Source organism: Plantibacter sp. MPB07 (assembly GCF_046619465.1).
GTDB classification, from domain to species: Bacteria; Actinomycetota; Actinomycetes; order Actinomycetales; family Microbacteriaceae; genus Plantibacter; species Plantibacter auratus.
In genome coordinates this window covers 815,358-832,749 of the sequence record NZ_CP177043.1, presented here as the reverse complement: position 1 = coordinate 832,749, position 17,392 = coordinate 815,358, and the positions used below count along the sequence as shown (strand labels likewise).

The 17,392-nt window shown below is 70.6% G+C and carries 12 protein-coding genes; 5 read left to right on the top strand and 7 right to left on the bottom strand.

All coding sequences use genetic code 11. The features are described 5' to 3' along the window. Nucleotides 1-3 precede the first annotated feature (3 nt). Nucleotides 4-2,418: an Rne/Rng family ribonuclease gene (locus tag ACLIME_RS03950; protein WP_411558244.1), complete on the bottom strand. Its 2,415-nt coding sequence runs from the start codon at nt 2,416-2,418 to the stop codon at nt 4-6. A gap of 312 nt (nt 2,419-2,730) precedes the next feature. Between ACLIME_RS03950 and ACLIME_RS03945 the strand changes: the two genes are divergently transcribed. Further along, nucleotides 2,731-3,330, top strand: a complete 600-nt coding sequence (locus tag ACLIME_RS03945) for a vitamin K epoxide reductase family protein (protein WP_064295599.1) — start codon at nt 2,731-2,733, stop codon at nt 3,328-3,330. A gap of 88 nt (nt 3,331-3,418) precedes the next feature. Here ACLIME_RS03945 and ndk read toward each other — a convergent pair whose 3' ends face one another. The 5 genes from ndk to ACLIME_RS03920 form a co-directional block, all read right to left on the bottom strand. Continuing rightward, nucleotides 3,419-3,835 (bottom strand): nucleoside-diphosphate kinase, encoded by a 417-nt coding sequence (gene ndk / locus ACLIME_RS03940; RefSeq protein WP_064295600.1) that lies wholly within the window; start codon nt 3,833-3,835, stop codon nt 3,419-3,421. 2 nt (nt 3,836-3,837) lie between these two features. Further along, nucleotides 3,838-4,212 (bottom strand): DUF4233 domain-containing protein, encoded by a 375-nt coding sequence (locus tag ACLIME_RS03935; protein ID WP_064295611.1) that lies wholly within the window; start codon nt 4,210-4,212, stop codon nt 3,838-3,840. Next, nucleotides 4,209-5,588 carry a bifunctional folylpolyglutamate synthase/dihydrofolate synthase gene (locus tag ACLIME_RS03930; protein WP_411558243.1) on the bottom strand — a complete coding sequence of 460 codons (1,380 nt, stop codon included), beginning with the start codon at nt 5,586-5,588 and terminating at the stop codon, nt 4,209-4,211. The genes ACLIME_RS03935 and ACLIME_RS03930 overlap by 4 nt, the downstream gene beginning before the upstream one ends. Beyond that, complete coding sequence (gene ileS, locus ACLIME_RS03925; protein WP_411558242.1) at nt 5,578-8,946, bottom strand: isoleucine--tRNA ligase; 3,369 nt, start codon at nt 8,944-8,946, stop codon at nt 5,578-5,580. Before ileS ends, ACLIME_RS03930 begins: the two co-directional genes overlap by 11 nt. A 239-nt stretch (nt 8,947-9,185) precedes the next feature. Next, a complete protein-coding gene (locus tag ACLIME_RS03920) occupies nt 9,186-9,836 on the bottom strand; it encodes a TetR/AcrR family transcriptional regulator (RefSeq protein WP_079705719.1) in 651 nt (216 codons plus the stop codon). 208 nt (nt 9,837-10,044) lie between these two features. Between ACLIME_RS03920 and ACLIME_RS03915 the strand changes: the two genes are divergently transcribed. Genes ACLIME_RS03915 through ACLIME_RS03900 form a run of 4 tightly spaced genes read left to right on the top strand, consistent with a single transcriptional unit; the run spans nt 10,045 to nt 15,183 of the window. Continuing rightward, nucleotides 10,045-11,664, top strand: a complete 1,620-nt coding sequence (locus ACLIME_RS03915) for an ABC transporter substrate-binding protein (RefSeq protein ID WP_411558241.1) — start codon at nt 10,045-10,047, stop codon at nt 11,662-11,664. Continuing rightward, nucleotides 11,661-12,638, top strand: coding sequence for an ABC transporter permease (locus ACLIME_RS03910; protein ID WP_411558240.1), 978 nt, complete (start codon nt 11,661-11,663; stop codon nt 12,636-12,638). The genes ACLIME_RS03915 and ACLIME_RS03910 overlap by 4 nt, the downstream gene beginning before the upstream one ends. Further along, complete coding sequence (locus tag ACLIME_RS03905) at nt 12,635-13,513, top strand: ABC transporter permease (RefSeq protein ID WP_124769182.1); 879 nt, start codon at nt 12,635-12,637, stop codon at nt 13,511-13,513. Before ACLIME_RS03910 ends, ACLIME_RS03905 begins: the two co-directional genes overlap by 4 nt. Then, nucleotides 13,510-15,183, top strand: coding sequence for a dipeptide ABC transporter ATP-binding protein (locus ACLIME_RS03900; protein WP_411558239.1), 1,674 nt, complete (start codon nt 13,510-13,512; stop codon nt 15,181-15,183). The genes ACLIME_RS03905 and ACLIME_RS03900 overlap by 4 nt, the downstream gene beginning before the upstream one ends. On the opposite strand, the gene ACLIME_RS03895 is transcribed toward ACLIME_RS03900, so the two are convergent. Continuing rightward, nucleotides 15,163-17,367: an acyltransferase family protein gene (locus ACLIME_RS03895; protein ID WP_411558238.1), complete on the bottom strand. Its 2,205-nt coding sequence runs from the start codon at nt 17,365-17,367 to the stop codon at nt 15,163-15,165. The genes ACLIME_RS03900 and ACLIME_RS03895 overlap by 21 nt on opposite strands. Nucleotides 17,368-17,392: the final 25 nt, after the last annotated feature.

The window sequence follows — 17,392 nt, the reverse complement described above, 5'->3', positions numbered from 1 at the left end:
GGACTATTCGGCCTGACGCTGCGCGCCGTCCGAACCGACGGCCTGTCCGCCCGCGAGTGAAGCTGTCGACACCCGGCGGCTGCGGCCGCGACCCTGACCCGGCTGCTTCGGCTCGGGGAGCGCGTCCAGGACGGACTCGAGCAGGTGCTCGGGGTCCGCGACGGCTGCGCGACGTGGCTTGTCGGCGACCGGTGCGATCGGCAGGTCGAGCAAGGCCAGCGCCGGGGCGGCGGATTCGCTCGGCGCCTCGGTGGGGCGTTCCTCCGAAGCACCCCGGCGGGACCCGTCACCGCCGCGACGGCGCGGTTCGCGCTTCTCGCGCCGGCTCCGACGACCGTCGTGCGACCCGGACTGATCCTCCGGTGACGTCGTGGACTCGTCCGAGACCGACTCCTCGAAACCCTGCACCTCGGTGTGCTGCGACTGCGTGTGCTGCGCCTCGGCCACGACGGCGTCGGCCACGGCCTCGGCGGCGGCGAGCTCCTCGTGGTGCAGCGTGCGCGCCGCGATCAGGGCGAGCGCGTTCTTCGCGTCGTCGGTGATCCCGTGCGTCTGTCCGGCCGGCTTCTGCTGGGCGCTCTGGCCGTTCGAGGACGGCTGGCCGCCCTGGGACCCGCCCTTGCCGCGCCGACGCTGCTGCTCCGGCTGCGGCGTCTGGCGGTGCTTCACGACGGGGTCGTGGTGCACGACCACGCCGCGTCCGGCGCAGACTTCGCAGGGCTCGCTGAACGTCTCGAGCAGGCCGAGGCCGAGCTTCTTACGCGTCATCTGCACGAGACCGAGCGAGGTGACCTCGGCGACCTGGTGCTTCGTGCGGTCGCGGCTGAGGCACTCCACGAGGCGGCGCAGCACGAGGTCGCGGTTCGACTCGAGCACCATGTCGATGAAGTCGACGACGATGATCCCGCCGATGTCGCGCAGCCGCAGCTGACGCACGACCTCCTCAGCGGCCTCGAGGTTGTTCTTGGTGACCGTCTCCTCGAGGTTGCCGCCGGAACCGACGAACTTCCCCGTGTTGACGTCGACGACCGTCATGGCCTCGGTGCGGTCGATCACGAGGGATCCGCCGGACGGCAGCCAGACCTTGCGGTCGAGCGCCTTCTCGATCTGCTCGGCGATGCGGTAGTCGACGAAGGAGTCGCCCGTGCCGTCATACGGCTCGACGCGCTCGAGCAGGTCGGGGGCGACACCGCGCAGGTAGCTCTGGATGTCCTGCAGCGCGTCCGAGCCCTGGATGACGAGCTTGTGGAAGTCCTCGTTGAAGACGTCGCGGATGATCTTGATGAGCAGGTCGGGCTCACTGTGCAGCAGTGCCGGCGACTGGACCGTCTCGATCTGACGGGAGATCTCCGACCACTGCGACTTCAGCCGCGTGACGTCGAGCGTGAGCTGCTCCTCGGTCGCGCCCTCGGCGGCCGTGCGGACGATGACGCCGACGTTCTCCGGGAGCACCTCCTTGAGGATCTTCTTCAGGCGGGCGCGCTCCGTGTCGGGCAGCTTGCGCGAGATGCCGTTCATCGAGCCGTTCGGCACGTAGACGAGGTACCGACCGGGGAGCGAGACCTGACTCGTCAGGCGCGCGCCCTTGTGTCCGACCGGGTCCTTCGTGACCTGGACGAGGACCTTGTCGCCGCCCTTGAGCGCGAGCTCGATCCGGCGAGGCTGGTTGCCCGTCTCCACGGAGTCCCAGTCGACCTCGCCGGAGTAGAGCACCGCGTTGCGTCCGCGACCGATGTCGACGAAGGCCGCCTCCATGCTGGGCAGGACGTTCTGCACACGGCCGAGGTAGACGTTGCCGATGAGCGACGCCTCCTGGCTCCTGGCGACGTAGTGCTCCACGAGCACGCCGTCCTCCAGCACGCCGATCTGCGTCTTGCCGTTCTTGGAGCGGACGACCATGACACGGTCGACCGATTCGCGGCGGGCGAGGAACTCGGCCTCGGTGACGACCGGACGACGACGACCGGCGTCGCGTCCGTCACGGCGACGCTGCTTCTTGGCCTCAAGCCTCGTCGAGCCGCGCACCTTCTGCGGTTCGGTGATGAGTTCCGGCTCGCGCGGCGTGCGGACCTTGACCACGTTGCGGGTGTCGGGGCGTGATTCGCCACCCCGCTCGCCCTGCTCCGGTCCGTCCTCGCCGGCACGACGACGCGTGCGACGCCTCGACGAGCTGAGCTCCGCCTCGAGCGGTTCGTCGTCGCGGTGGACGATCGGCGGCAGGTCCGGCGCCTGGAACAGCAGCATGGTGGTCGGCGGACGCACCGGTGCGGCAGGTGCCGACTGCTCGTCGGGCCCGGCCGCCTGGGCGTCCGTCTCGGTGCTGGTCGACTCGTCCGCCGTCTCGGGCGTCGTGAGGTGCTGATCGGTCGGTTCGTGCTCGGTCCCCAGCGTGGCCGGATCCTCGGTGTGCTCTTTCACCATTCCTGGTGTACTCCCCTATGCCGGGTCGGTGGCCGCGCCACCCTCCGGTTCTTCGTCTCGTGCGTGCGGCCGCGGGTGCAGCCGTTCGCAAATCCTGTGTGATCGCTGGCTCTCGGAGCTCTCACGATCGTGCCGGCACGTGCCGGCGGGTCCTGGGCTCTCATTGCCCAACAAGCCTGTTGTGTCGTGCGGTCGAGCGCGGCTCGGGCACCACCCCACGATTATCGCACGAACAGGGCCGACGGTCCTGAGTACGGACCACCCGGGCATGTCCCGCCGCCGTTCAGGCGAGCGTGCGAGAATCAGGGCGTGTCAACTCCGGTCATCGACGCGCGCCCCAGGGGCCTCGCCATCTTCCTCATCGTCGCAGGTGTCATCGGGTGGATCGCGGCGTTCGCGCTCACCCTCGACAAGTTCCAGCTCCTGCAGGATCCGAACGCCCAGCTCGGCTGCAATCTGAGCATCCTCGTGCAGTGCGGGGTCAACCTGAACTCCTGGCAGGGTGCCATCCTCGGATTCCCGAACCCGATCATCGGCCTCGCCGCCTGGATCGCCCCGATCGCCGTCGGCGTCGCGGTCCTCGCCGGAGCGCAGTTCGCGCGGTGGTTCTGGATCGCCTTCAACATCGGGTTCCTCGGCGCCCTGGGATTCGTCATCTGGCTGATCTCGCAGAGCATCTTCGTCCTCGGCACGCTGTGCCCGTGGTGCATGGTCACCTGGTCGGTGACGATCCCCTCGTTCATCGCGGTGACCGCGTTCACCCTGCGGAACGGCATCATCCCGGCGTCCCCCGCCGTCCGCCGCGTCGCCGGGGTCGTGTCCTCCTGGATCGTGGTGGTGACGCTCGGGTGCTACCTCGTGGTGGCGGTCATCGCCCAGCTCCGCCTCGACGTCCTGTCCTACCTGTAGCCGGTGGCGGCCCGAACGGCCGCCTGCAGCGCACGACGAAGCCCGCCCCCGGAATCGGAGGCGGGCTTCGTCGTGCGGAGTCGGGGCGTCAGGCGAACCAGAGCGCGAGCTCGCGGGAGGCGGACTCGGGGCTGTCCGAACCGTGGACGAGGTTCTGCTGGACCTTGAGACCCCAGTCGCGGCCGAAGTCGCCGCGGATGGTCCCGGGCGCGGCGGTGGTCGGGTCGGTCGTGCCGGCGAGCGAGCGGAAGCCCTCGATGACGCGGTTGCCGGCGACGCGGATCGCGACGACGGGACCGCTCAGCATGAACTCGACGAGGGGCTCGTAGAACGGCTTGCCCTCGTGCTCGGCGTAGTGCGCGGCAAGGAGCTCGCGATCCGGCTCGACCATGCGCAGGTCCACGAGCGAATAGCCCTTCGCCTCGATCCGACGGAGGATCTCGCCGGTCAGGTTGCGTGCGACGCCGTCAGGCTTCACGAGTACCAGGGTTTCTTCAACAGCCACGGTCAATCCTTCGCTTCTCGGTAGAGCGCCTGCTGACGCTCGATCTTGTCGCCTTGGACCATCGCATAGGTCCAGACGGCTGCGGCCATCCCGCCGACGAGGAACATCATCGGCACGAGCAGGCCGGTAGCCACGATAGCGGCTTGCACCGCCCAGCCCAGCCAATACCCCCAGCGGAATCGCAGGAGCGGGATCGTCGCGACGATGATCAGACACAGCACCGCTCCGCCGATCAACGCGACCGGGGCCGGGAGGGCCTTCAGCCCGAAGATGACGAGCGCGCCGAGGAACATGACGATCATCTCGAAGCCGAGGATGATCGATCCGAGGGTCTGCTTGATGCTCCGTGGAGCCCGACTCCGTGCCATGCCGCTCATGCGGTCGCCTTCCATTCCCGGTCGTCGGCGACCTCGATCGCCTCGCCCACGAGGGTGATCGAGCCGGTGATCACCACCAACCGGCGCGGCGCCTCCTCGGCCCAGCGCCGTGCGTCCTCAGCGGCCTCGTCGAGCGTGTCGGCGAAGGTCGACGCCGGCAGGTCGAGCGACGCGGCGAGGCGCGAGAGCTCCTCGGCGGGGATCGCCCGCTCCGACTCCGACTGGGTGAAGAAGAAGCCGGATGCGGCGGGCGCCAGGGTCGTCAGGATGCCGGCGGCGTCCTTGTCCTGGAGGATGCCGACCACGAAGGCGATCTCGTCGACGTCGAAGTAGCTGCCGAGTGCGGCGACCAAGGACGCGGCACCGTGCGGGTTGTGCGCAGCGTCGACGAGCACGGTGGGTTCGGTGCCGATGAGCTGCAGACGTCCCGGGGAGGCGACCTCGGTGAGGCCCTCCGCGAGGACGTCCTCCGCGATCGGCTGGGTCGCTCCGCCGAGGAACGCCTCGACCGCGGCGATCGCGAGCGTCGCGTTCCGTCCCTGGTGGTCTCCGTAGAGCGGGAGGTACAGCTCCGGGTAGGTGCCGGCGCGCCCTCGGACGGTGATGAGCTGTCCGCCCACCGCCACGGCGTCCTGCACGAGGGCGAACTCCTCACCTTCGAACACGGCCGGGTCGTCGACCGCCGCGGCGGCGTCGACGATCGCCCGACGCGCGTCGGGGTGCTGCGCGGCCGAGACCACCTGCGCCCCGGGCTTGATGATGCCGGCCTTGGTGCGCGCGATCTCGGCGATCGTCTTGCCGAGACGCTGCACGTGGTCGAGGTCGATGGGCGTGAAGACGGCGACCTCGGCATCAGCGGCGTTCGTCGAGTCCCAGGCACCGCCCATCCCCACCTCGACGACGGCGACGTCGACGGGGGCGTCGCCGAAGCAGGCGAATCCCAGGACGGTGAGCGCCTCGAAGAAGGTCAGCGCGGGCTCACCGGCCGCCGTGAGCTCGGCGTCGACCATCGCCAGATACGGCTTGATGTCGTCCCAGTTCCTGGCGACGGCCTCGTCCGAGATCCGCTCGCCGTCGATCCCGATGCGCTCGGTGAACCGGACGAGGTGCGGACTCGTGAAGAGACCGGTGCGGAGCCCGTGGGCGCGGAGGATGCTCTCGATCATGCGCGCCGTGCTCGTCTTGCCGTTCGTTCCGGCGATCTGGATGATCGCGAAGGACGACTCCGGGTTGCCGAGGAGCTCGAGCGCCCGCTTGGTGGCACCGAGACGCGGCTGCGGCTGGGCCTCCCCCAGCCGTTCCAGGAGCTCGCGGTACACGGCGTCGGCGGCATCGGCCGCGGACAACTCGTCTCCGGGGATCAGGTCATCGGACATCGGCGGTCTCCTCTGCACGCGCGACGGTCACGGTGAAGGCTCCGGCGTTGCCGAACTTCCCGGCCGCGAACGACTGGGCGAAGCCCGACGCTCCAGCCTGGGCCTCGTCGTCGGACCAGGTCAGGGACGTCGCCAGGGTGTCGCCGGCGAGGTCGACCACGTCGAGAGCACTGCGCACCGCGCGTTCGTCGGCGTCGTCCTCGAATCGGAGCTGCAGCCGGATCCGGTCGCTCACCTGCAGGTCCGCCGCCTTCCGGGTGTCCTGCACAGCACGGATGACGTCGCGGGCGAGTCCCTCCGCTTCGAGCTCGGGCGTCAGCGTGGTCTCGAGCAGGGCGAAGCCACCCGAGGGCAGGAGCGCGAGCGCAACGCCACCGGCGGCGCCCGAGGACGCCTCCATGACGAGCTCGTACTCGCCGTCGACGAGCTCGATGCCGCCGGCCGTGACCGTGCCGTCGACCTCGGACCAGTCGCCGCTCCGAGCGCCCTTGATCGCCTGCTGCACCGTCTTGCCGAGGCGCGGGCCTGCCGCGCGGGCGTTGATCGAGAGGCGCGAGGTGACGCCGAACTCGGTGCCGCTGGTGTCGGTCAACTCGGCGAAGGAGACGGCCTTGAGGTTGAGCTCCTCGCGGAGGATCGCCTCGAACGGAGCGAGCGACGCGGGGTCGGGCGTGACCACGGTGAGCGATGCGAGCGGCAACCGGACACGGAGACCGGCCTGCTTGCGGAGGGCGAGGGTGACACCGGAGACCTCGCGGACCCGGTCCATCGCCTCGACGAGTGCCGCGTCCTCCGGGAACGCCTCGGGCTCCGGCCAGTCAGTGAGGTGCACGCTGCGCTCGCCCGTCAGGCCGGTCCAGATCTGCTCCGTGATGAGCGGCAGGAGTGGAGCAGCGACCCGGCAGTACGTCTCGAGGACGGTGTAGAGCGTGTCGAAGGCGTCGCGGTCGAAGGCGCCACCGTCGGTCGACCAGAAGCGGTCGCGGGAGCGACGCACGTACCAGTTGGTCAGGACGTCCGCGAAGTCCCGCAGCGAGGCCGCCGCGAGGGTCGCGTCGAACGCCTCGAGGTGGTCGGTCACCGTGACGACGAGCTCACGCGTCTTGGCGAGGATGTAGCGGTCGAGGACGTCGGTGGAGTCCGTGCGCCACTCGGCGTCGTAGCCACCAGGCACCGCCGTGTTCGCGTACAGCGAGAAGAAGTACCAGGTGTTCCACAACGGCAGCATCACCTGGCGGACGCCCTCACGGATGCCCTCCTCCGTCACGACGAGGTTGCCGCCGCGCAGCACCGAGCTCGACATGAGGAACCAGCGCATGGCGTCGGAGCCGTCGCGGTCGAAGACCTCGTTGACGTCCGGGTAGTTGCGCAGCGACTTCGACATCTTCTGGCCGTCGCTGCCGAGGACGATGCCGTGGCTCACGACGCTCGTGAACGCCGGCCGGTCGAACAGCGCGGTCGACAGCACGTGCAGGAGGTAGAACCACCCACGCGTCTGGCCGATGTACTCGACGATGAAGTCCGCGGGGCTGTGCGAGTCGAACCACTCGCGGTTCTCGAACGGGTAGTGCACCTGGGCGAACGGCATCGATCCGGAGTCGAACCAGACGTCGAGGACGTCGGTGATGCGGCGCATCGTCGACCGGCCGGTCGGGTCGTCGGGGTTCGGCCGCGTGAGCTCGTCGATGTACGGGCGGTGCAGATCGGTCGGGCGCACGCCGAAGTCGGCCTCGAGCTCGTCCAGCGAGCCGTACACGTCGATGCGCGGGTAGGCCGGGTCGTCGCTCTTCCACACCGGGATCGGCGAACCCCAGTACCGGTTCCGGCTGATCGACCAGTCGCGCGCACCCGCGAGCCACTTGCCGAACTGTCCGTCCTTCACGTTCTCCGGCACCCAGGTGATCTCCTGGTTGAGCTCCTCCATGCGGTCGCGGAACTCGGGCACGCGGACGAACCAGCTCGACACCGCCTTGTAGATGAGCGGCTGCTTGCAGCGCCAGCAGTGCGGGTAGGAGTGCTCGTAGCTCGCCTGACGCAGGAGGCGGCCCTGAGCCTTCAAGAGCTGGGTGAGCGGCTTGTTGGCGTCGAAGACCTGGAGACCGGCGACGTCGGACACCTCCGGGAGGAACTTCCCGCCGTCGTCGACGGAGACGATCACCGGGATACCGGCGGCCTCGCACACCTTCTGGTCCTCTTCACCGTAGGCGGGGGCCTGGTGCACGATGCCGGTGCCGTCCTCGGTCGACACGTAGTCGGCGACGAGGATGCGCCAGGCCTGCTCCATGCCCCACTCGGCGTCGGCGTAGTAGTCCCAGAGGCGGTCGTAGGAGACGCCTTCGAGCTCGCGCCCGACGATCGTCCGGGAGACGGCGGCCTGCGCCTCGGCCGCGGAGTCGTAGCCGAGGTCCTTCGCATAGTTGCCGAGCAGCGCCGAGGCGATGAGGTACTCGCCGCCGAGGACCTCGGTGTCGGCGTGGGAGGAGCCCTCCTCGCGGAGCACCGTGGCGTCGGGGGTGCCGTTCGGACCGGCCGGGACGACCGCGTACTCGATGTCGGGCCCGACGGCGAGCGCGGCGTTCGTCGGCAGGGTCCAGGGCGTGGTCGTCCAGGCGAGCGCGCGGACGGCGGTGAGCCCGAGGCTCTCGGCCTTCGGACCGACCAGCGGGAAGGTGACCGTGACGGTCTGGTCCTGGCGGGAGCGGTAGACGTCGTCGTCCATCCGCAGCTCGTGGTTGGAGAGCGGCGTCTGGTCGCGCCAGCAGTAGGGCAGCACCCGGTAGCCCTCGTAGGCGAGGCCCTTGTCGTGGAGCTGCTTGAAGGCCCAGATGACCGACTCCATGTAGGTCACGTCGAGGGTCTTGTAGTCGTGCTCGAAGTCGACCCAGCGCGCCTGGCGCGTCACGTAGTCCTGCCACTCCTCCGTGTAGCGGAGGACGGAGTCACGTGCGACCTGGTTGAACGCGGCGAGCCCCATCTCGTCGATCTGGCGCTTGTCGGTGATGCCGAGCTGGCGCTCCGCCTCAAGCTCGGCGGGGAGGCCGTGGGTGTCCCAGCCGAACCGGCGGTGCACCTGCTTGCCGCGCATCGTCTGGAACCGGGGGAAGAGGTCCTTGGCGTAGCCCGTGAGGAGGTGGCCGTAGTGCGGGAGTCCGTTCGCGAAGGGTGGGCCGTCGTAGAACACCCACTCCGGAGCGCCCTCGCGCTGGTCGATGGAGGCCTGGAAGGTGCCGTCGGCGGCCCATCGGGCGAGCACCCCCTCCTCGATCGAGGGGAAGCTGGGCGACGGCGTCACGCCGAACGCCGCGCCGTTCGACGCCGACTCGGCTGGGGTCGGTTCCTGGGACTTCGGGTAGCTCATCGTTCTCCTGGCAGGTCTCGTGGGTCCTGCGAGGACGCCGGCGTTGCCGACGCGGTACCACCCCGCTTGCCGCTCCACTCGAACGGCCGCTCTGCATCGGCTGTGACGGGCCTGACCCGCTCGGTTCTACTGGGCTCCCGCTGAGCGGTCGCCGTTCTGCCGAGGACTCCCCGGTGATGGCCGGATCGATGTCGATGGTCCCATCGTACAGCCTGCGGAGCGGCTCCGAGGAGGGTCGGCTACGAGGAGCTCGGCCCGTCGATCCGGGCGAGGGCGCGGCCGTACCCGTCCACCACCGGAGCGATCGCGCGGCGGAGGTAGTCGCCGAGCTCGCCCCGGCCGACACCTGCGGCCGCCCAGGCCCCGGCGCCGGCGACGATCGCGCCGGCGAGCGCCGCTGCGGCGGACCGGATGGTCAGCTCGTCGGCGCGGACGGCGAGGCGCGCGAGCGAGACCCGGAGCACGGCTTGGAGACGCAGCAGACGTTCGAGGCCGGACGCCTGCAGCTCCCACGCGGTGTCCATCAGCTCGATCTGCGTGAGCGCCCAGGGCACGGCGCCGTTCGAGCGCTCCTCGGCGATGCCCAGGAGCGCGGCTTGCAGTGACGGCATGGCGTCGGCGACATCCGTCGCGGGGGCGTCCCCGGCTGCGGCGAGCGCCCGTTCGAGTCCGGCGAGCGCGGCGTCGACGTCGACCCAGAGGACGTCGCTCTTGGAGCCGAAGTAGTTGAAGAAGGTGTTGCGGCTGACGCCGGCGCGGCTCGCGATCTGGTCGACGGTGGTGCCGGGGTATCCCTGTTCGAGGAAGAGTTCGGCGGCCGCCTCCTCGAGGACGCGTCGGGAGGATCGTCGGGGTCTGCCGACGGCGTTCCGTGCCGGTGGTCGTGCCATGTGGGCTCCTTCCGCCGCCTGTGAGCCTAGCCGTCGTGTGAGGGGTCGGGGCGTGGTGCCGAGGCTCTATGCTGGTTCCGAGACGGCGTCCAATAATTCGTCCGACGCCGCCACCGGGCCCTCAGCACCCGGTCGATCGCCTTCTGGAGTCCCTGTGCCCGCATCCCCCTCCCCTGCCCGTCGACGCCCTGCGTCCTCGCGTCGTCCGTTGCGCGTCGCCGCGGCGCTCGTTCCGCTCGCGGTCCTGCTCGCAGCGTGTGCACCGGGGACGCCGGCCGCGTCGAGCACGCCGAAGGCCGGTGGGACCCTCGTCTACGCCAGCGGGGACGCCGAGCCCACGTGTCTCGATCCGCACGTCGGCGGCAACTACCCGCAGGCCCTGTTGAGTGCACAGTTCCTCGAGCCGCTCGTCTCCCGAGACGCGAAGGGTGAGATCATCCCGTGGCTCGCCGAGTCCTGGACGACGTCGGAGGACGGTCTGACCTGGGAGTTCACGCTGCGGTCGGACGTGACGTTCACCGACGGCACCCCGTTCGACGCGGCGGCGGTCAAGGCGAACATCGAGCACCTGCAGGACCCGGCGACGAAGTCGTCCACGGGCTACCTCGCGGTGGGCAAGGTCGCGTCGGTCGAAGCGCTCGACGCCACGACGGCCCGGTTCATCCTCTCCGCTCCCGACAGCGCGCTCCTGGAGTCGTTGTCGCAGCCGTGGACGGCGATGGAGTCCCCGACGGGGATCGCCCGCGGTGAAGCGGCGAACTGCGATGCGCCGGTCGGTACCGGACCGTTCGTCGTGGACGAGTGGGTGAAGCAGGACCACGTCTCGCTCGTCCGGAACGATGCGTACGACTCGGCACCCGGCGACGCCGCGAACGACGGGCCGGCGTACCTCGACGGCATCACGTGGCGTTTCATCCCCGACTCCGCGTCGCGCTTCGCGGCACTCCAGAGCGGCGACGTCGACATCATCGACAACGCGCAGCCCGACACGATCGCGCAGGCGAAGGACTCGAAGACGATCGTCGACCTGGACGCACCGCGCCCCGGTGCCTCGAACCGCATCGAGCTGAACGCGGGACAGGCGCCGTTCGACGACCAGCGCTTACGTGAGGCCTTCGTGCGGTCGACGGACGTGAACGCCGGCATCGAGTCCCTGTTCTTCGGCACGGCGAAGCGTTCCTACTCGCCGCTGTCGAGTGCCGAGGCCACCGCCTACTCGGACGAGAGCCTGTTCGGCTACGACCTCGATGCGGCGAACAAGCTGCTGGACGAGGCGGGCTGGACCGAGAAGGACGAGGACGGCGTGCGGACGAAGGACGGCGTCCGGCTGACCGTCCGGTTCCCCGTCAGCACGAACCAGTCGATCCCGGCCGAGCAGTCGCTCTTCGAGCAGATCCAGGCCGGAGCCGGCGACGCCGGCTTCGACGTGCAGCTCGAGCTGCTCGACCTCTCGAGCTGGTACGAGGCGCTCGGATCCAACGCCTACGAGGCCGTCAGCGCCCCGTACACGAAGGTGGGACCGGACGTGCTCCGCGTGCTCTACGACTCCTCGGGCATCGTCCCGGCGCCGAGCGGCTACTTCGCGAACCACGCCCAGCTGGACGACCCCGCACTCGACGAGATCTTGAAGCAGGCGAGCGACACCCTCGATCCCGAGGAGCGGGCGTTCCTCTACGAGCAGGCGCAGCAGATCATCCTCGACGGCTACTACATCCTGCCGCTCTACGACCAGCAGAACCACTTCCTGCTGAGCACCTCGCTGCAGGGCGTCCGCGCGCTGCCGACGGTGTCGACGCCGGTCTTCGGCGACGCCTGGCTCGTGGAGTGACGTCCGTCGGCAGCTCGGGACGCGACCTCCGCCGCCTGGCCGGGCGGATCGGGGCGCGTCTGGCCGGTGCGGTGTTCGTGCTCTGGGCGGTCGCGACGGTCACCTTCTTCGCCGTCCGGCTGATCCCCGGCGATCCGGCGCAGGCCTATCTCGGCGGCCCCGGCTCCCAGGCGTCGGCTGAAGCGCTCGAGCGGGTGCGCGAGCAGTACGGCCTGGACCAGCCGCTCCTCGTGCAGTACCTCGCGCAACTGGTCCGACTGGTCCAGGGGGATCTCGGCGAGTCGGCGTCCCTCCGCACGCCGGTGGCCCAGGTGCTCGGCGAACAGCTCGGCGGGACGCTGGTACTGGCGACGGCGTCGCTCGCCGTCGCCTGGCTCCTCGCGCTCGGCCTCGCGGTCTGGTCGACCCGTGGTGGGCGGGTGTCCGCGGCCCTCGGATCGGCCGTCGAGCTCGTGGCGGCGTCGCTCCCCCAGTTCTGGCTCGCGACCGTCCTCATCACACTCTTCAGCACCTGGCTCGGATGGCTCCCTCCGGTGAGCACGGGTGATGCGGTCGGTCTCATCCTCCCCGTGCTGACCCTGGCCATCCCGGTCGCCGGGTTCCTGGCCCAGGTGATGCGGGAACCGTTGCTCGACGCGGGGAGCGCACCGTTCGCCGTCTCCGCGGCCGCCCGTGGTGAATCGACCACCGGCCTCCTGCTCAGACACGGCCTACGCCACGCCGCCGTGCCCGCGGTCAACCTGTCGGGATGGGCCTTCGGGTACCTCATCAGCGGCGCGGTGGTGGTGGAGACCATCTTCGCCCGGCCTGGCCTCGGGCGGACGCTGCTCCAGGCGGTGACCGTCCGCGATGTCCCGGTGGTCACCGGCGTGGTGCTGAGCTCGGCGGTGGCGTACGTCGTCGTCATGTTCCTCGCGGACCTCGCGGCGGAGATGCTCGACCCACGCGACCGGATCCGGCGGTCCGGTTCATGAGCGGGCTCGCGATCACGCCGGCGTCCGGAAGCGCCGACGCCCGGGTCCGCCGCGGATGGCGCCGGTCGTCGGGATTCGGCGCACCCGAGATCGTCGCTGCTGTAGTGGTGCTGTTCCTGCTCGGCTGTGCGCTCGCCCCCCAGCTGTTCGCGACAGCGTCACCGACGGCGGTCGACCCGCGGGCCGCGTTCTCGCCGCCCTCCCTCACGCACTGGTTCGGCACGGACGAGTCCGGCCGTGACGTCTGGAGCCGGGTCGTGCACGGTGCGGGGACCTCGCTCCTCATCGGCGTCGCCGCGACGGCCATCGGACTGATCCTCGGAGCAGTCCTCGCGACGATCGCCGCAGTCGGCGGGCGGATCGCGGACTTCGCCGTAGGACGCGTCCTCGAAGTGCTCTTCGCGTTCCCCGGCCTGTTGCTCGCGCTCCTCGTGATCGTCATCGCGGGGCCCGGTCCCGTCACGGCGACGATCGCGGTCGGCCTGTCGACGGCGCCGGGCTACGCGCGCCTCATCCGCGGTCAGCTGCTCCAGGTCCGCTCCTCCGACTTCGTCGAGGCCGCGCGAGTGCTCGGGCACGGGCCGGCCCGGATCCTGTTCCGACACATCCTCCCGAACGCCGTCGCCCCGCTGTTCGTCCTCGCGACCCTCGGCATCGGACAGGCGGTCGTCTGGGCGTCCGCCCTGAGCTACCTCGGGCTCGGGGCGCAACCACCCGCGCCGGAATGGGGTGCCATGCTCGCCGCAGCACGAACCTACCTCGCGACGGCGTGGTGGCTCACGGCGTTCCCGGGTCTGATGATCGTCGCGACCGCCCTGTCCACCACGGTCCTCGGCCGGGGTCTCCAGCGCCGATCTCGGGAGGATGGCCGATGAGCGACACCAGTCCACTGCTCCAGGTGGAAGCACTGACGGTCGGATTCGACAGCGGGGACGCCGTCGTCTCCGGCGTCTCCTTCCAGGTCGAGCGCGGCACCTGCGTCGCGATCGTCGGCGAGTCTGGCTCCGGCAAGAGCGTGACCGCCAGATCGCTCCTGGGCCTCGCCGGCGCATCGGCGCGGGTGACGGCCACTCGACTCGACTTCGACGGCACCGACCTCCGCGGACTCGGAGCATCGGCCTGGCGACGCCTGCGCGGGCGTCGCATCGGACTCGTCCTCCAGGACGCCCTCGTGTCGCTCGACCCCCTGCGACCGATCGGGCGCGAGATCGACGACGCACTCCGCCTCGGCACCGACCTCGACCGGACCGCCCGCACCCGGCGGGTGCTCGAACTCCTCGACTCCGTCGGCATGCCCGACCCCGCTTCCCGCATCGGCCAACGTTCCGGCGAACTCTCCGGCGGACTCCGTCAGCGCGCGCTCATCGCGTCGGCGATCGCACTGGACCCCGACCTCCTCATCGCCGACGAACCGACGACCGCGCTCGACGTCACCGTCCAAGCACGTGTCATCGGCCTCCTCGACGACGTCAAGCGGCGCGGGGCGGGCCTCCTCCTGATCAGCCACGACCTCGCCGTCGTCTCGTCGATCGCCGACCACCTCGTCGTGATGCAGCGCGGTGTCGTCGTCGAGCAGGGGCCGGCCGAACAGCTGCTGACCAGGCCGACACACCCGTACACGCGAGCCCTCATCGCCGCGGTCCCCACCGACCGCGCTCGAGGGACACGCCTCAGCGCAGACCAGCCGGTCGACGCGGCACCGGTGGCCGAACAGCCGGCGACGCGCACCCGCCCGACGACGCAGGACCGATCGGACGCACCCGCGCTCGAGTTCCGATCCGTCTCCCGCAGCTTCGAGCGTGGCCGCGGCGCCTCGGCGATCCTGGCGGTCGACGACGTCTCGCTCCGCCTGGAACCGGGGACGACCCTGGGCGTGGTCGGCGAGTCCGGTTCGGGCAAGACCACCCTCGCCCGCATCGCACTCGGCCTCACCGCGCCACAGTCGGGAACCGTGCTCCTCGAGGGCGAACCATGGTCGGAGCTCCCCGAGCGAGCGCGTCGTCCACGACGGAACCGTCTGGGCTGGGTCTCGCAGGATCCGCTGAGCTCGTTCGATCCACGCTGGCGCGTCGACGCCATCCTCGCCGACGCCGTTCATGGACGCGAAGTCGCACCTCGCGACATCACCCGTCTCCTCGAGGACGTCGGCCTCGATCCCTCGCTGGCTCGCGCGCGCCCGCGGACCCTCTCCGGCGGGCAGCGGCAACGCGTGGCGATCGCGCGGGCACTCGCGAGTCGACCGTCGACGCTCATCCTCGACGAACCCGTCTCCGCGCTCGACGTCACCGTCCAGGCCAGGATCCTGGACCTCCTCGACGAGCTGCAGCGACGCCACGGCCTGAGCTACCTGCTGATCTCCCACGACCTCGGCGTCATCCGGCACATGAGCGACCGGGTCGCCGTGATGCAGGACGGGCGGGTGGTCGAGCATGGCGACGCCGAGCAGGTCTTCACCGCCCCGGCCCACCCCTACACCGCCCGACTCGCAGCCGACGCTCCGCGCCTCATCGCGCCCGGTGCGGCGTCAGGGCGCGACACCGTCTGACTCCGGCGTCGGGATCCGGTCCAGCACCGCCTGGACGACGGGCGCGAGGGTCTCGGCGTACACCCAGCTCAGGTGGTGATGGTCGCGGTACGCGAGGACCCCGCCGATCACCGGCGAGCACCGATCGGACGCGCACAGGGCGTCCGAGAGGTCGACGGGTCGGACCCGTGGGTCGGTGCTCGCGAGGGCGGCCTCGTACTGCGGATCCTCCGTGAGCGCGTCGCTCCGGTCCCGGGCGCACCCGTCCTCCGGATCAGCGTCGTCGCGGACGCACTCCAGCACGTCGTCCGACATCGTCGGGGTGTCGCGCAGGACGACGATCTGCTCGATCGTCGCTGGCACGAGCGCCCAGCGCTCCGCATAGGCTTCCACAGCCACCTCCCGCCAGTCGCGGTCCCCCTCGGCGACGACCGGGTTCCGGGCGCGCGCCGAGACGACGAGCGTGTCGATCTCCGGTTCGTCCTGCAGCAGCCCGAGGGCGTCGCGGTTCCAGCTCAAACACCCGGCGCGCATCTCGGCGAGCACCGCCGCGCTCGTCCCGGGCTCCGTGCGCTCGGCGTCGCTGAACGGGCAGGAGCTCTTCGCCGCGACGAGGAGCCGCCACCCGTTCGTCTCGGCAGCCGTCGCGAACGCCGGCAACCACTGCTCGGCGTGGGAGTCCCCGATGAGCGCCACCGTCCTCGTCGCCTGCTCCGCGCTGGCGCCGTAGGCGCAGACCTCGAACGCGGCAGCGCGGATGTCGGTGATGCAGCGGTCCGGCGGCAGGTCGGCCAGCGACGCATCAGGAATGACGACCCGGCGGGTCTCATCCCCGGGAGACGCCGAGGAACCGTCGCGCGAGGTCTCGCCACCGGAGCCCTCCGTGCCGTCCGATGATGCTCCGTCGTCCTGCGGACACGTTGCAGCATCGACGAGCTCCGCGGCACCGAGGCAGTTCGACGGGGTCGCGACCAGGGTCTCGATGCGCTGCTGTTCGGCGGCGATGCGTGCCTCGGCACCGGGGAGCACCCCGATCGAGGCGATCAACAGGACGCTCATCGCGAGGGCGGTCGCACCGATGACCCGTCTTGGCCGCCAACCGGCGATCCGCCCGAACCGGATCGGGTGCTCCACGAACCGCGTCGTCACCTCCGCGAGGACGCCCGTGATGAGGAGCAGGACGATCTGCTCGGGGATGGAGGCCGACCGAGCGAGCACGATCCCGCCGAACACGATGAGGGGCCAGTGCCAGAGGTAGACCGCGTAGGAGCGGTCGCCGAGCCACTGGATCGGCGCCCGGGCGAGCAGCGTGGTCGGCGACCACCGGACGTCCGGGGCCCAGGCCGCCATCACGGCGATCGTCCCGCCCACCGGCAGCGCCGCGGTCAACGCCGGGAAGGGCGTCTCCCCCGAAAACCAGACGGCAGCCGCCCCGATCGCGGCGAACCCGAGCCAGGCGACGACCGTGCGCGCACCCGCCCGCAGCGCCCACCCGCGCCGGGCTCCCTCGGCCACCAGGATCGCCGTCAGTCCGCCGGCGGCGAACTCCCAGGCCCTCGTCGTCGTCGCGAAGTAGGCCGGGGACGGGTCTTGCGCGGTGAAGACGACCGACCAGGCGGCCGACGCGATGCAGACGAGTCCGATCGCGATCGCGACGCCCCGACGCCGTACCGACGGCGCGGCCGAGCGTCGGGCGAACCGCACGGCGAGCCAGCCGGCGACGAGGACCAGGATCGGCCAGACGAGGTAGAACTGCTCCTCGACCGACAGCGACCAGAAGTGCTGCACGGGCGACGGAGCGTCCTCTGCCGCGAGGTAGTCGATCGCGGATCCGGCGAGCGCCCAGTTCTCGATGTACAGGACCGACCACGCGATCTCGCGCAGGAACCGGGGCAGGTCCCCGAGCGGTGCGAGGTACCAGCTCGCGACGAGGGTCGCGGTGAGGACGGCGAGCGCGGCGGGGAGCAGTCGGCGTGCGCGCCGGGCCCAGAACCGCCCGAGTCGGACCGAACCGGATCGCTCGACCTCGGCGACGAGGTGCGCCGTGATGAGGAACCCGGAGATCGCGAAGAACACGTCGACGCCGACGAACCCGCCCGGCACGAGCCCCGGCCAGAGATGGAACACCACGACGAGCGAGACCGCCACGGCACGAAGGCCTTGGAGGTCGGCTCTCACGGGGCCGGAGGCGGCTCTGGTCGACACGGTCCGATGCTATCGGCGGAGGATG

Bases quoted from the DNA above. Each gene is read 5' to 3' on its own strand.
- ACLIME_RS03935 (WP_064295611.1), bottom strand. From the start codon at position 4,212: ATGAGCGGCATGGCACGGAGTCGGGCTCCACGGAGCATCAAGCAGACC.
- ACLIME_RS03930 (WP_411558243.1), bottom strand. From the start codon at position 5,588: ATGTCCGATGACCTGATCCCCGGAGACGAGTTGTCCGCGGCCGATGCC.
- ileS (WP_411558242.1), bottom strand. From the start codon at position 8,946: ATGAGCTACCCGAAGTCCCAGGAACCGACCCCAGCCGAGTCGGCGTCG.
- ACLIME_RS03920 (WP_079705719.1), bottom strand. From the start codon at position 9,836: ATGGCACGACCACCGGCACGGAACGCCGTCGGCAGACCCCGACGATCC.
- ACLIME_RS03905 (WP_124769182.1), top strand. From the start codon at position 12,635: ATGAGCGGGCTCGCGATCACGCCGGCGTCCGGAAGCGCCGACGCCCGG.
- ACLIME_RS03900 (WP_411558239.1), top strand. From the start codon at position 13,510: ATGAGCGACACCAGTCCACTGCTCCAGGTGGAAGCACTGACGGTCGGA.